Source organism: Chryseobacterium flavum (assembly GCF_003385595.1).
GTDB lineage: Bacteria > Bacteroidota > Bacteroidia > Flavobacteriales > Weeksellaceae > Chryseobacterium > Chryseobacterium flavum.
Genome location: NZ_QNUE01000007.1, coordinates 118,920 through 132,514, shown reverse-complemented (window position 1 = coordinate 132,514; position 13,595 = coordinate 118,920). Strand labels below are relative to the sequence as shown.

Here is a 13,595-nt window from a genome sequence, read left to right as displayed (position 1 = left end):
AAATTTAAATCCGTAACCACAAAAAAGATAAATTTAAAATTTCCAATACTTTAGCCTAAAAATAAATGGTTTCAACCAATATTCACTGATTGAAACCATTCCAAAATATTTTATAACTATTGCAGATTTTCGATAAGAATCGCTGAAGCACCACCTCCTCCATTACAAATTGCAGCAATTCCATACCTTCCTTTTTCCTGTCTCAGTACATTAACCAGGGTAGCAATGATCCGGGCGCCGGAAGCTCCGATCGGATGTCCTATTGCAACAGCTCCACCGTAAACATTTACTTTGTCAAGATCATAACCTAATATCTGCTGATTAGAGAGAATAACGGATGAATATGCTTCATTAATCTCAAAATAGCTAATATCAGATAAATCAAGCCCTGTAGCTTTCAAAATCTTGTTTATTGCAATAGAAGGCGAAGTAGTAAACCACTCCGGAGATTGCGCTGCATCAGCATAAGCAACAATTCTTGCCAAAGGATTATTAATATTATGCTGCATTACTCCCTCCGAAGAGCTAAGTAAAATGGCTGCTGCTCCGTCATTGATATTGCTCGAATTGGCTGCTGTCAACATCCCGTCTTTTTCAAAAGCCGGCTTCAATAATGGAACTTTTTCAGGAATAAGCTTGTCAATATCTTCATCTTTACTGATAATTATTGTCCTCTCTTTATCTTTCACTGGTATCTCAAACAGCTCATTCTTAAATTTATTATTTTCAGTAGCCTCGCGCGCCCTCTTATAAGAAAGCAATGCATAATCATCCAGTTCTTGTCTTGTATGACCATATTTTCTTACTCCAAGTTCTGCAGCACTTCCCATATGAAAGTCATTATAGACATCCCACAGACCGTCTTTAATCATACCATCAGTAAGCATAACATCACCTAGTTTCCTCCCACGGCGGAGGTACATATAATGTGGAGTATTACTCATACTTTCCATCCCGCCTGTCATTACAATATTTTCCATCCCAAGCTGAATCTGCTGTGCTCCCAGTATAACTGCTTTCATTCCTGAAGCACATACCTTATTGACTGTTGTGGCATCTTTTTCCACAGGAATGTCAGAAAATATTGCGGCTTGTCTTGCCGGTGACTGCCCTGCACCTGCACTCAGCACATTTCCCATAATTACGCTATCTATATGTTCCGGAGAAAGTGAAATACTTTCATAAGCATTTTGTATTGCCGCTGCACCTAACTGAACAGCCGTGAATCGGGATAAATCTCCCATGAATCCACCAATGGGAGTACGCTTTGCAGCAATGATAAATACATCTTTCATATTTTTTACTTTTTTAATATACCAGTCGGTACATTTTATTGAAAATTTATTTATTAACCTTAAGCAAATATACATAATATACCAATCGGTATATTATTTTAAAGATTAAAAGGCACAAAGATTTAACAATATGCCTTCTGATTCCAATATATGTTTTACTTTTTATCTACAACAATTCTCTCTGATCTGTTCGCAAGATCCCATGCGGTAGCAAAAATTAGCTGTGTTCTTTTTTCAAGCAGAGGATAATCTATTTTTTCAGGCTTATCAGTAGGTTTATGATAGTCTTCATGAATTCCGTCAAAGAAAAAAGCTACTGGAATATTGTGTTTGGCAAAGTTATAATGATCTGACCGGTAATAAAGTTGTTCAGGATCATTAAGATCATCATATTTATAGTTCAGCTCAAGGTTGTTTGTTCTTTTGTTGGCAGCCTCATTAATTATTTTAAGCTGAGAACTAAGCATTTCTGAACCAATCACATATACATACTGCTTTCCTCTGTTAGCAGGATCATCTCTTCCAATCATATCAATATTAAGATCAGCAACGGTATTAGCCAATGGAAAAACAGGATTCTCTGAATAGTATTCAGAACCAAATAAACCATGCTCCTCCCCTGTTACATGGAGAAAAAGAAGGGATCTTTTAGGTCCGTTTCCTGCCTTTTTTGCTTGTTGAAAAGCTTTTGCAATTTCCATCACGGCTACTGTACCGCTGCCATCATCGTCGGCTCCGTTATAGACCACCCCATTCTTGGTTCCAACATGATCATAATGAGCAGATACTACAACAATTTCTTCAGGTTTTTCACTTCCCTCTATAAATGCGAGAATATTTTCGGAATCAGGAAGGTTTCCGCCACCTCTTTTCTTCATAAACTCTGAAGGTACCTTCTGATAAAAAGAATTTAATGCTTTTGGATATGAAATGCCAAGGCTTTTATAATAATTTACAATATACTCTCCTGCCTTTCTCTGCCCCGGACTCCCTGTATCTCTGCCTCCCATTTCATCTGAAGCAATTACATATAAGTTTTTCTTTAAATCTTCCTTATTAATCATCTTATAAGCAGCAGAAAAAGCTTTATCATGTTTTATAGAAATATTAGAAGTTCCGTCTGAAACATTAGCGGTTTTACAACCGGTAAGTAAAGCAATGGCAAATAACGGTATTAGCAGTTTTTTCATAAAGAATAATTTTCTTAAAAGTAACAAATTTTATTTAATCATTCATGGAATGTTATTTTTGTTATATTTGATAAAGTGCAAAATGATGGAAAAAATTCACGGGTTCACTCATTATTCTTTTTTTACCGAGATGTCTGCACTTGCAGCACAGTATGGAAGTTATGACCTTTCTTTAGGACTCCCCGACTTTGATATTGATGAACGGTTAAAACTGTTTCTTAAAGAATCTGCTGAACTTTCCCATCATCAGTATGAGCCTCTTTCCGGCAGTTCTCTTTTGATTGAAAATATTATCAGATTCAATGCGAAACGGATAAATGCCATCACTCTTAAACCTAGAGAAATTACAGTTGTTCCATGCGCAACCTTTGCTTTATATACAGCGTTGAAATCTATTATGAATCAAGGCGATGAAGTAATTATCATCCAGCCATCCTATTATACTTACGGGCCTTCGGTAGTTATAAATGGAGGCCTGCCGGTATATTATGATCTCGGAGATGATTTTACTATAGATTGGGATAAATTAAAAAAATGTATCTCTGAAAAAACAAAAGCAATTATTGTTAACTCTCCTCAAAACCCTACCGGGAAAATCTGGAAACAAAAAGACTGGAATCAATTATATGAGCTGATAAAAAATCATAACATCTATCTGATTTCGGAAGAAATTTATGACACTTACTGTTACGATGATGCTGAACACTATAGCTCATACCTTCACCCTGATCTTAAAGACAGGACATTTTGTATATTCTCTTTTGGGAAAATGTTCCACACATCAGGATGGAAAGTCAGCTATATGATTGCTCCCGAAAAATTAACCGAATTATTTCAGTGTCATCAGCAATATATTTCTTACAGCGCAAATGCTCCTGCACAATATGCACTGGCAAAATATCTTGAGCTATTTGATCCTTCTGCCAATAAACAAATGATGCAGAGAAAAAGAGATATGTTCAATGAAATGATCCTGAATACACCATTACGGATTGAACAGAAAGCTGAAGGCAGTGTTTTTCAGATCGTCAACTTCAGAAATGTGTCTAAAACAATGACTGATGTAGAATTTTCAAAATGGCTGACTATTGAAAAAAAAGTAGCCTGCCTCCCCCTTTCTGCATTTTATAATTCAAGACAGAACTCAAATTATATCAGGTTTAGTTTTGCAAAAAAAGATGAGATAATTATCCAGGCTCTGGAATATTTGCAAAAAAAATTATGAGATTACAAAATCTTCCATTCTATAATGCTTAATTGCCTTCTGATTTAGAGGATTAAGGCTCCATTCATGCCATTCTCCGGTATAAGGGTTATATCCGCACTTCAATGGTTTAGAAAATGCATTGTCAGGATTTTCCGTATATGCCCTGCAATCACTGCATACATATCTGAATTCACAATCTTTGCATGTCTCTATTTGATCTTTATTAAGATTCCAGATATCTTTAAATGCGTCTTCTTCATAAACCTTCAACAATGATTTATCTTCTATGTTTCCAAAAGAATTCTTCATGGAAGGACAGTTCTTTATATATCCTTCGGTATCTATTGAGATCTTTCTATTGAGACACGAATTATATAATTTATTCCCCATAAACAAACCGACATTTTTAGGATTAAAAAAAATAGTAGAATTAATAACCCCACAACTTCTACAATCTATAATATTTTGTTGTATATAGTTGATACACCCCATTGAAGGAAGAACATTATCTAATTCATTTTTAAAATATTCATTGACAGGAGAATTATAAACTGTGAATGAAATATTAAGATGTGATGCACAAACAGAAAACAGTAAATCGTTGGTAAGTTTTTCATTGTATTTAATAATCAAATGAATACTCCTGAAGTCTTTATCTCTAAAACAATCGAGAATTTCTTTGACTTTATCAATTTCAATTTCCGAATAAAACCTTAGCTCAATATACTGGCATCCTAACAGAAAGAGTTCTTCGGAGATTTTTTTCATATCATGGATTTTATCATTAAAATCTATAATAGAGTTTGAAATTTTATAGGGACTATACCAAACCTCTTCAATTTTTGGAAACAAAGAAAGATCGTCAACATATGCAGCATAATCATTGTTTATCAAAAAAGTCACAAAATTATCAAAATCACCAATACTTTCAGGGTCAATATTTTTACGGATATTACTTATTGAATCGGTTTTAAACAGATCTATCAATTCAGCATAGTCATTATCAAAAAAGACCCAACTCGTTTTAGACAGATCCAATACCATTGTCCGCGTAAATCCTTTAATTAAAAAAACATTAGTATAAATAAATAGAAAATCTCCTGTACTCATATTTATTAATCTATTTGTGAATAATCAATAATTTTTGATATAAATGTGTTCGGTGCACTTATATTGGTAAAGTTCATATACTTTTTGGATTCAGGCATATGAAAATAAAAATTTGAAGAGTCCATTTTTCTGTATGAAATATAATTGTAAAAAATGGGAAGATTTCTTTTTTGCTGTTTATTGAGTTTCAATTTCTTCATAAAATTTCTGCAATTTTTTTCTCTATATAGAAGTTACACATGTCTGAATAGTATGAAAACTGGCCCCCGGGATTTATTTCCAGGAATATATAATTATCATTAATATCCACAATTAAGTCTATCGCTCCTATATTGTGATTAAGTTTTGTCATAAGGTTATTTATTTTTTCTCTGATGTCATCCGGTAACGAGTACGGAATATATCTTATAGAATGTCCGTCCTTTCTGAAATCCACGGCAGAAGTTGCTTTTTGCTGGGAAAATATAACCGTACTAAAGATCTCACCTTTAAGATAAAATACCCGGAGTTCATATTTTTTTTTAATTTCTTTTTGAAATAGTGATGGTAGAAATGAAGATTCAAAGGTAGATTCTACAATTTCATCTGTAATACGTTCCGTATAGGAATAATATTCATATTCTTTACCTAATAAATACACTCCATCTTTCAATGCTTTTGTAACAAGCCCTTGCTTTTCTCTCAAATCTTCTTTCTTACTTAAAATATAAGAAGTTGGTATTTGAAAGCCCGATTGCTCAGCATGATATAAAGTTATCATCTTATTAATTTCTCTTTTGAAAAAACTTCCTAACCGATTGGGAATTTTAGTTTCTATAAGAAAATTTATATATTCAAAAATAACACGGAACTCATCCCTGATCTGATCATAAACGTAAAATTGATCTATTTCTCTTTTCAAAACATCCTTTAGAGCATTTTTTGAAAGAGTATATTCGAAAGATGTGTGCCCGAAACCATTTCTTCTATACCAGACACTTGAAGCTTCTAAAATATTAATTTCATTCCCTTCAATTGATACTATAACTTCATTATTGTTAATACGTTTTATTTCATAATTAGCTTTATTCCCATTAAGCCGTATAAATTTTTTTCCAAATAAAAAAAGCCAATCTATTATCTTGTTTGTAGAACCATCATCAGATCTGGATAATATTAAAATCATGGGTAGTAGTTTAAAATTTTAAAAAAAATAAGGATATACACTGTATATCCTTTTTACGTTCTAAGAAAAAGAAATCTTAATCAGCATCTGAATCTGAGTCAGAATCTGAATCTGAGTCAGATTCAAAGCTTGACGAAGATGACGAAGAAGAAGATGATGATGATGATGACGATGATCCGTCCTCAAAAACAGGATTAGTAAATCCTCCTCCTTTAATTTTTTTTAGATTCTCTTCTTTTACTGAAAATTTTTTAAGTTTTTTCATGATAATTCTCTTTTGTTTGATTAATGTATAGCTAACTTAATCAATTAAAACATATAAAGCAACAGTGATTGCAAAGTTTAACATTATTTAACACAATTCATACTGAAGTGAATTTTCTATAAAAAATCAGTAAAAAATTAATTGCCTTTTAACAATTCTTTTTCCAGTAAAGGCATTTCTTCCTTATATTTAGCTATATTCCAATCCATATTAAATGAATTTTTCAGATAAGTCGATATTGGCTCCAATCCGACAGAAGCTCTTTTAGAATCAAGAAGATCAACATTCTGAACTGGAAACAGGTAATATGTTTTTTGGATTTTATCTATATACACCTGTGAACCATATATCTGAGGAATACCGCTCCTTCTGTTTATTCTATCTTCAAGATATGCAAGATCTTTTGGAAGAGCTTTCCCATTCCTAACAGCTTCTCTTAATACGGGCAGATATTTTTTTTGGGTTTTCAGATCAGCATGCTGAATTACAAGAAATAAATACTGATTATTCTTATAACCAATCTCATAAGGTCCTAACCAGCCATAGCTTTTTATAATATCTTCTAATTCAAAGAGGTTCAGGGAGTCTTGTTTCTTTATTTTTAACATTAGCTCTTTTTCAAAAACTGAATTCAATCCGCTTTTTTTTCTTACCGAATCAAGTTTCAGCCTTAAACCCTGATCTTTTATCCCTATTAGTCTTATTCTATCTGCTAGAGGATTATTTATTTTTTTAATATAATCTTGTTGTTTATTATATGCTTTTCCAACCAAAACTGACCATCTTTTATCAGATTTTAGAGTTCTGAAATCGTTATCATTAATTAATAATTTATAAAATTCAGTTGGATCATTCCAGGTCTGGATCATCCTATTATCTACAATATGATCAAGATATAGAAACGCCTTATCACTATTCCCTGCCAAACTCCAGGCACAAGCAGCATTATATAAATCATTCTGAACAATCAACTGATTCATTGATTCATATGCTATATCATATTTTAATGCTGATTCTTTAAAGTTTTTTTGATGATACAGATCTTCAGCTTCTTTGATATAATCAAAATATTTAAATTCTTGAGAAAAAAACATACGACAAAATATAAAACATCCAAAAATAAATAGCTTTTTCATAAAAATATAAACCAGAATATTAGGTATTTTTCAAAGTATAGTGAATTTATATAATCAAATATAATAAAAAAACAGTAATAAACTCATTTACTACTGTTTTACTATTATTAAGGCACAATTATAAAGACAATACCCTTACGTCAATTCTCCTGTTTTTAGCTTTACATTCTTCAGTATCATTAGCTTCACAAACCGGATGTTGAGAGCCATATCCTTCAGCTTCTATTCTATCGGCTGATATTCCCAGTTCAAGTAATTTCAGTTTAGCGGTTTGTGCTCTTAGATTTGACAGTTGCTGGTTACTTTCTTCAGTACCACTATTATCCGTGTATCCCCCCAGTTTTATTTTCAGTTCAGGATAAGCATTTAAAATTTCTGCCAGGTTATTCAGCTGCATTTCATAACCAGGTTTAAGGTCACTGGATCCAGTTTCAAAATAAAGGTTCTCTATGGTATACCACTGATTGGGATCCAGAATCGACTTATCTTTTTGTTTTACAGAATTGTACAGTTGATAAATCTGACTGCCTTCCCCTATTGCAATTGTCTTTCCTCCTTTTAAATTAACCTTTTGGATATTCCCTGTATCATACACAAAATCACCATTTTCATTAAGATGGCCTTTAACATCTTTTGGAGTGATTACCAATATTGAATCGGAAGTCATTATTCCTCCATGAGCCGTTTCCGAACGGGTTAAACTTTCCAGCTTCGCCTTTCTGTTAGCATCAATCTTATCTTTATGCAGCACAGCCAATGTTGGAGCTATAACCAATGAAACAATTGACATTAATTTAATCAGAATATTCATTGAAGGCCCTGAAGTATCCTTAAAAGGATCTCCTACTGTATCTCCTGTTACCGATGCTTTATGCGGATCAGAACCTTTATAGTAAGTTTGCCCGTTAATATCTACTCCTTTTTCAAATGACTTCTTAGCATTGTCCCATGCTCCACCGGCATTATTCTGAAACATTCCCATTAAAACACCGCTTACTGTTGCACCTGCTAAAAATCCACCCAAAACCTCCGGACCAAAAATAAACCCGATCAATAAGGGAGAAATAATAGCAATGGCCCCCGGAAGCATCATTTTACGAATTGATGCATCGGTAGAAATAGCAACACATTTTTCATATTCAGGCTGGGCTTTACCTTCTAATATACCCGGAATTTCACGGAACTGTCTTCTTACCTCTTCCACCATAGCCATAGCGGCCTGTCCTACAGCAGTTATTGCCAGAGAAGAGAATATAAAAGGGATCATTCCTCCTACAAACAAACCTGCCAAAACATCAGCCCTGTAAATATCAATACCATCAATACCTGCTATTCCAACAAAAGCAGCAAACAATGCCAAAGCTGTTAAAGCTGCTGATGCGATAGCAAATCCTTTCCCTGTAGCAGCTGTTGTATTTCCTACAGCGTCCAGGATATCTGTTTTTTCACGTACTTCTTTAGGTAGTTCACTCATTTCCGCAATTCCACCCGCATTATCTGCAATCGGGCCAAATGCATCTATCGCCAACTGCATCGCTGTTGTTGCCATCATTCCGGCGGCGGCAATTGCCACACCATAAAGTCCAGCACATAGATAAGAGCCATAGATTCCTCCTGCAAGAACAATAATGGGGAGCAGCGTAGACTCCATTCCCACAGAAAGCCCTCCGATAATATTGGTTGCATGGCCTGTAGAGGATTGTCTCACTATACTGGAGACAGGTCTTTTTCCTATAGCTGTATAGTATTCAGTAATTATACTCATTAAAGTTCCGACTACCAGGCCTACCATAATGGCACCAAAAACACCCATTTTAGTAAACTCATGCCCCCTGAGTATCATTTTGTCGGGAAGAATATAAGTTACGAGGAAATAAGATGCTATAGCAGTAATAACAATACTTCCCCAGTTTCCAAGGTTCAAAGCATTCTGTACACTGGAAGTGGATGAACCTTCATTATCATTAATTCTTACAAATAAAGTTCCTATTATTGAAAAAATAATACCTGTTCCTGCAATAAGCATGGGCAAAAGAATTGGCGCAAAACCTCCGAAAGCATCATCAGAAATAGTTTCCCTGCCCAGAACCATTGTTGCTAAAACCGTGGCAACATAGGAGCCAAAAAGGTCTGCTCCCATTCCGGCAACATCTCCAACATTGTCTCCGACATTATCTGCAATAGTAGCAGGATTTCTTGGATCATCTTCAGGGATTCCGGCTTCTACTTTTCCCACAAGATCAGCACCTACGTCAGCAGCTTTTGTATAAATACCACCACCAACTCTTGCAAAAAGAGCAATAGATTCCGCACCTAAAGAAAAACCTGTCAGGATTTCAATAGTCCTCTCCATTTCATGAGAATCTACCGGAGCATCAGGAGCAAAAATCTGTCTGATAATCAAAAACAATGCTCCCAACCCCAAAACAGCAAGACCCGCAACTCCCATCCCCATAACCGAACCTCCGGTAAAGGATACCTTTAAAGCTTTTGAAAGAGAAGTCTTGGCCGCTTCTGCAGTTCTTACGTTCGCTTTTGTGGCGATTTTCATTCCGATAAAACCCGCTGAAGCAGAAAATATAGCTCCAACTACAAAAGCAATTCCAATACTCCAGTGAGAATTTGAATTGGTAGTTCCCATTACTGCAAGCAAAATAGCAACAACAATAACAAAATAAGTCAAAATCTTGTACTCAGCCTTTAGAAAAGCCATTGCACCATCAGCAATATGTCCGCTGATTGTCTTCATTTTTTCGTTTCCGGCATTCTGTTTACTGACCCAGTTACTCTGAAGAAATGTATAAAGTAAAGCCACGACACCAAAAATTGGCACTAACACAAATAGATCCATAGTTTAATATTTTTTTGGTAATAGAAAACTAAATATAACAAATAATTACCATCAAAGCATTAAAAAAAATTGACACTTTTGTTATTACCTCTTATAAAATATAACTGTAGAGTGCTTTTCAAGGTATAAAACTATTCATTATCATTCCGGATACTTACTACAGCAATAAGGCTATTTTGAGACGTTAAACTGTTCAGTAGTTAATGATATTATACATCGAAAGCCTTAATCTCCTGACTCAAATAAAAAAGGATAAACAGTTTTTCTGTTTATCCTTTTTTATTGTAAAATCAGAGAAAATCTTATCCTCCGAATTTTTCCGCATAATCAGCCTGGGAAGCTTTAATCACTTTTCTTGCGTGTTCAGCCCCGTACACTTCATGAATTCTGCATTTGGCAGGCTCATCCGGCAGATTTTTATAGGTTAAGAAATAGTGCATTAATCTTTTAACTTCTGCCTCAGGTAATTCAGAAATATCTCTGAAATGCCCGAAAGCGTGATCGTTGATCATTACAGCAACGATTTTATCATCAGCTTCACCACCGTCGATCATTTTAAAGCCTCCGATCGGAATAGCCTCCATTAGTAAGCCTCCCGCATGAATATTGTGAGAGCTCAGGACACAAATATCAAGTGGATCATGATCTCCCATTGTCACATCATTAGCACCAGCTTCTACAGCAAGCTTCATTACTTCATTATGACAGTATGTTCTTGGAACAAATCCGTATAAAGCAGGAATGATATTAGAAAATTTCTGCGGCCTGTCTACCTTTAAATATCCTGTTTCTTTATCTACTTCATATTTGATTGTATCTGAAGGAACTATTTCCACAAATACATTAACAACATTCGGTGCATCCTCTCCTGCAGAAATTCCATGCCATGGATGTGCTTTAAAATTTGGAATCATTATTTTATTTGTTATTTTTTAAGTTAATATTAAAATTTCTTTTCTAAGGTCCTCTATTGTGGCTGCAATATAGTCGTTGCCTTCCATATAGTTCATAATGAAAATAGTTTTGAATTCATTTAAATCTGCATTTCCATTTAATCCTTCATAAGTTTTATGAAGCAGTTCTATAATAGCATTTTTAGAGTCTACAATATTTTTCCACGAATTCTTCGATATATAAAGCTGCTGTGAAGAATTGTATTCAAACTCTTCATTAATTGTTTTCTCTGTAAGGAAAATAAATTCATGAACAGCCAGTTCCCTGTCAAACTTCTGAACAAGGTTGGAGGGCTTAATCCTATCAAGAAACAAAGTCATTCTTTCATAGGAATGGGTTTTATTTTCCGAATTTGACTTTAATGACAGCAGTTTGATTTCCTGATTTTTAAGTGTAATATATGAATGTACAAATTGTCTCAGCAGAACCAGGAAAGGAATTGCAACAATTAATGCAAAAGCATACGGTAGATATTCTGAAAAGCTAGCCATAATTTTAGGTGGCAAAATTACTAATATTTTCTGAAATTACAGCTCAAATAAAGCCGGCCTTTGTGTAACTTCATGATAACATACACTGTTTTCATCAAAAAAATGATAAACAAGGCTTTTTCTTGTTCTGTTTTTATCCAGATGAGGTTCGCCACCATGAAGAATGTTAGCATGCCAGATTAATAAATCCCCCTTTTTCGCCCTGAAAATTTCTTTTTTTAATCCCAGCTCTTTTACTTTATTTTCAAGAAATTCTTCATAAGCTGTGTAGCTTTTTTTCCCAATTCTGAAAGCAGTTCCTTCATTATCATAGTCAGAATTCAGAAAATAAGGAAGCTTGTGGCTTCGGGGAATATAATGAAGTGCTCCATTATTTTCGTCCACATCTTCCAGTGCAATCCAAACTCCCAGAAGCCCGCCCAAAGGATAGGTTGTCATGTGAATACTGTCAGAATGGGTTTTCTGTTGACTCCCATTAATAAAGTTGATACTTTGGAAAAGTTTAGCTTTGCCGTCAAGCAGTACAGACAAAAAATCCATTAACTTCTTATCATTCCCTATATTTTTAATAATTTCTGAATGATGTATGGCAAACATTAATTTTCCGCCATACCTGAACTTCAAAGTCCCTTCTTTAACCAGTTTTTCTATTTCATCATTGATTTGGTCAGCCTTTTCATGACTCAGAAAATCCCTTATAACCATATATCCGTTATCATCATATTGAAGGGCGCTCTCCTTACTTTCATCGGACAATTCCTTAAAAAAAGCTGTAGAAACAAGTTTATCCTTGTTAACTGTTCTTTCCGTCTGGGGAAGGTGGGCAAAGTCAGAACTGGAGATGCTGGAGAAATAACTTTTGTTAATCCCGTACTTTCGGTATAATGGAATATTATGCTTTAACTTATTTTTTTTAAATAAGTTATACAACATATATGATAATTTATAATGACGAAGTTGCTGAAACATAATTGCTGCAATAAGTATGTTATAAAGTTAGGGAATAATACTTAATTAGAACCAATCTAAACAATGGTTTTTGTCATATTAAAAAAATTTTCCGCTTAAAAGAAAAGACCACAATTTTTTGAAAAGATTTTTAACCGGATTTTCAATAATAGCATATGGCTTCAGTTCCGGCCGGAATCCTCTGAAAAATTCTTCAATATTAGGTAATTCCCCACCTTCAAAATCAAAGATACTGGTTTCAATGTTTTCCCTGATCACAGTATCTATCAATATCGAAGCTCCAGAAAGTTTTACATATTCTTTATCATTAAAAGTTCCCAAAAGGGCAACCATATTACAATCCGAATAGGTGGCAATAATATTGATAATTTTGTGATGATAAAAAAAAGCAGAAAACCTGAGATAATTCAAATGATACGAAGCTTTAAAAATTCTCATAAAATCCGAAAGATCACTCTCTTTATTTAAACCAATCATATTGGCCTCTATAAATTTTTCAGCTTCTTCATAACTGATTATTTTTATTTCTGAATTATTTTTAACTTCTTCATCAAGCCGAAGTTTTCTCTTTCTTTTAGGTGAATATTTCGAATATACCGTCTCATAGGAATCAGGATTTATTAGAAAATTCTTCTTTAACCTAAGACTTGTGCGTAATATATTCCGATCATTAAACGGATATGCCCTGATCAGATAATTTTTCTCAAGATACTCCAGAAAACTTTCATTAATATCAATATTATCTTTGGCAGAGAAAACTCCTAACTGTTGACAGAGTTTAGGATTATGAACAATTTTAATCCCAAATTTACGGATAAACGGAACAGGCATAACTGCTTCATAATCCTTATAGACTAAAACTTCCCATTGCTTTCTGGAAGTAATATCTAAAAAATCTTTTGTAGCAGAATACTTTTTCTGTTCAGAATTTTCCAAACACTGGGCATATTTTACAAAATCAA

At 34.0% G+C, this 13,595-nt stretch carries 12 protein-coding genes; 1 reads left to right on the top strand and 11 read right to left on the bottom strand.

Annotation, left to right across the window (positions count from 1 at the left end; genetic code table 11):
- Positions 1-116 precede the first annotated feature (116 nt).
- On the bottom strand, positions 117-1,295 hold the full coding sequence (locus DRF59_RS10770) for an acetyl-CoA C-acyltransferase (RefSeq protein WP_115959811.1): 1,179 nt from the start codon (positions 1,293-1,295) through the stop codon (positions 117-119).
- A 155-nt stretch (positions 1,296-1,450) separates the two neighbouring features.
- Complete coding sequence (locus tag DRF59_RS10765; protein WP_115959541.1) at positions 1,451-2,485, bottom strand: M28 family metallopeptidase; 1,035 nt, start codon at positions 2,483-2,485, stop codon at positions 1,451-1,453.
- A gap of 82 nt (positions 2,486-2,567) precedes the next feature.
- Between DRF59_RS10765 and DRF59_RS10760 the strand changes: the two genes are divergently transcribed.
- Positions 2,568-3,710 (top strand): aminotransferase class I/II-fold pyridoxal phosphate-dependent enzyme, encoded by a 1,143-nt coding sequence (locus DRF59_RS10760; protein ID WP_241505543.1) that lies wholly within the window; start codon positions 2,568-2,570, stop codon positions 3,708-3,710.
- Here DRF59_RS10760 and gwsS read toward each other — a convergent pair.
- The 9 genes from gwsS to DRF59_RS10710 form a co-directional block, all read right to left on the bottom strand.
- On the bottom strand, positions 3,705-4,802 hold the full coding sequence (gene gwsS, locus DRF59_RS10755) for a grasp-with-spasm system SPASM domain peptide maturase (RefSeq protein WP_115959539.1): 1,098 nt from the start codon (positions 4,800-4,802) through the stop codon (positions 3,705-3,707). The two genes, DRF59_RS10760 and gwsS, sit on opposite strands and share 6 nt — an antisense overlap.
- 196 nt (positions 4,803-4,998) lie before the next feature.
- Entirely contained in the window at positions 4,999-5,967 is a 969-nt protein-coding gene (gene gwsG, locus DRF59_RS10745) for a grasp-with-spasm system ATP-grasp peptide maturase (RefSeq protein ID WP_115959535.1), read from the bottom strand.
- A gap of 76 nt (positions 5,968-6,043) precedes the next feature.
- The gene (locus tag DRF59_RS20985; protein WP_115959533.1) at positions 6,044-6,232 is read right to left on the bottom strand and encodes a hypothetical protein; all 189 of its coding nucleotides are present in this window, start codon (positions 6,230-6,232) and stop codon (positions 6,044-6,046) included.
- A gap of 137 nt (positions 6,233-6,369) precedes the next feature.
- Positions 6,370-7,326, bottom strand: a complete 957-nt coding sequence (locus DRF59_RS10735) for a DUF6624 domain-containing protein (RefSeq protein WP_115959532.1) — start codon at positions 7,324-7,326, stop codon at positions 6,370-6,372.
- Positions 7,327-7,486: 160 nt separating this feature from the next.
- Complete coding sequence (locus DRF59_RS10730; RefSeq protein WP_115959531.1) at positions 7,487-10,219, bottom strand: sodium-translocating pyrophosphatase; 2,733 nt, start codon at positions 10,217-10,219, stop codon at positions 7,487-7,489.
- A gap of 302 nt (positions 10,220-10,521) precedes the next feature.
- Positions 10,522-11,133 (bottom strand): inorganic pyrophosphatase, encoded by a 612-nt coding sequence (locus DRF59_RS10725; protein ID WP_115959530.1) that lies wholly within the window; start codon positions 11,131-11,133, stop codon positions 10,522-10,524.
- An 18-nt stretch (positions 11,134-11,151) separates the two neighbouring features.
- Positions 11,152-11,664 (bottom strand): DUF7935 family protein, encoded by a 513-nt coding sequence (locus DRF59_RS10720; protein ID WP_115959529.1) that lies wholly within the window; start codon positions 11,662-11,664, stop codon positions 11,152-11,154.
- A 36-nt stretch (positions 11,665-11,700) separates the two neighbouring features.
- The gene (locus DRF59_RS10715) at positions 11,701-12,597 is read right to left on the bottom strand and encodes a phytanoyl-CoA dioxygenase family protein (RefSeq protein ID WP_241505541.1); all 897 of its coding nucleotides are present in this window, start codon (positions 12,595-12,597) and stop codon (positions 11,701-11,703) included.
- 114 nt (positions 12,598-12,711) lie between these two features.
- Positions 12,712-13,569 (bottom strand): hypothetical protein, encoded by an 858-nt coding sequence (locus DRF59_RS10710; protein ID WP_241505539.1) that lies wholly within the window; start codon positions 13,567-13,569, stop codon positions 12,712-12,714.
- Positions 13,570-13,595 lie beyond the last annotated feature (26 nt).

Excerpts from the sequence above, each read along its gene's own strand:
- DRF59_RS10770 (WP_115959811.1), bottom strand. The coding sequence starts at position 1,295 with ATGAAAGATGTATTTATCATTGCTGCAAAGCGTACTCCCATTGGTGGA.
- DRF59_RS10765 (WP_115959541.1), bottom strand. The coding sequence starts at position 2,485 with ATGAAAAAACTGCTAATACCGTTATTTGCCATTGCTTTACTTACCGGT.
- DRF59_RS10760 (WP_241505543.1), top strand. The coding sequence starts at position 2,568 with ATGATGGAAAAAATTCACGGGTTCACTCATTATTCTTTTTTTACCGAG.
- gwsS (WP_115959539.1), bottom strand. The coding sequence starts at position 4,802 with ATGAGTACAGGAGATTTTCTATTTATTTATACTAATGTTTTTTTAATT.
- gwsG (WP_115959535.1), bottom strand. The coding sequence starts at position 5,967 with ATGATTTTAATATTATCCAGATCTGATGATGGTTCTACAAACAAGATA.
- DRF59_RS20985 (WP_115959533.1), bottom strand. The coding sequence starts at position 6,232 with ATGAAAAAACTTAAAAAATTTTCAGTAAAAGAAGAGAATCTAAAAAAA.
- DRF59_RS10735 (WP_115959532.1), bottom strand. The coding sequence starts at position 7,326 with ATGTTTTTTTCTCAAGAATTTAAATATTTTGATTATATCAAAGAAGCT.
- DRF59_RS10730 (WP_115959531.1), bottom strand. The coding sequence starts at position 10,219 with ATGGATCTATTTGTGTTAGTGCCAATTTTTGGTGTCGTGGCTTTACTT.
- DRF59_RS10725 (WP_115959530.1), bottom strand. The coding sequence starts at position 11,133 with ATGATTCCAAATTTTAAAGCACATCCATGGCATGGAATTTCTGCAGGA.
- DRF59_RS10720 (WP_115959529.1), bottom strand. The coding sequence starts at position 11,664 with ATGGCTAGCTTTTCAGAATATCTACCGTATGCTTTTGCATTAATTGTT.
- DRF59_RS10715 (WP_241505541.1), bottom strand. The coding sequence starts at position 12,597 with ATGTTGTATAACTTATTTAAAAAAAATAAGTTAAAGCATAATATTCCA.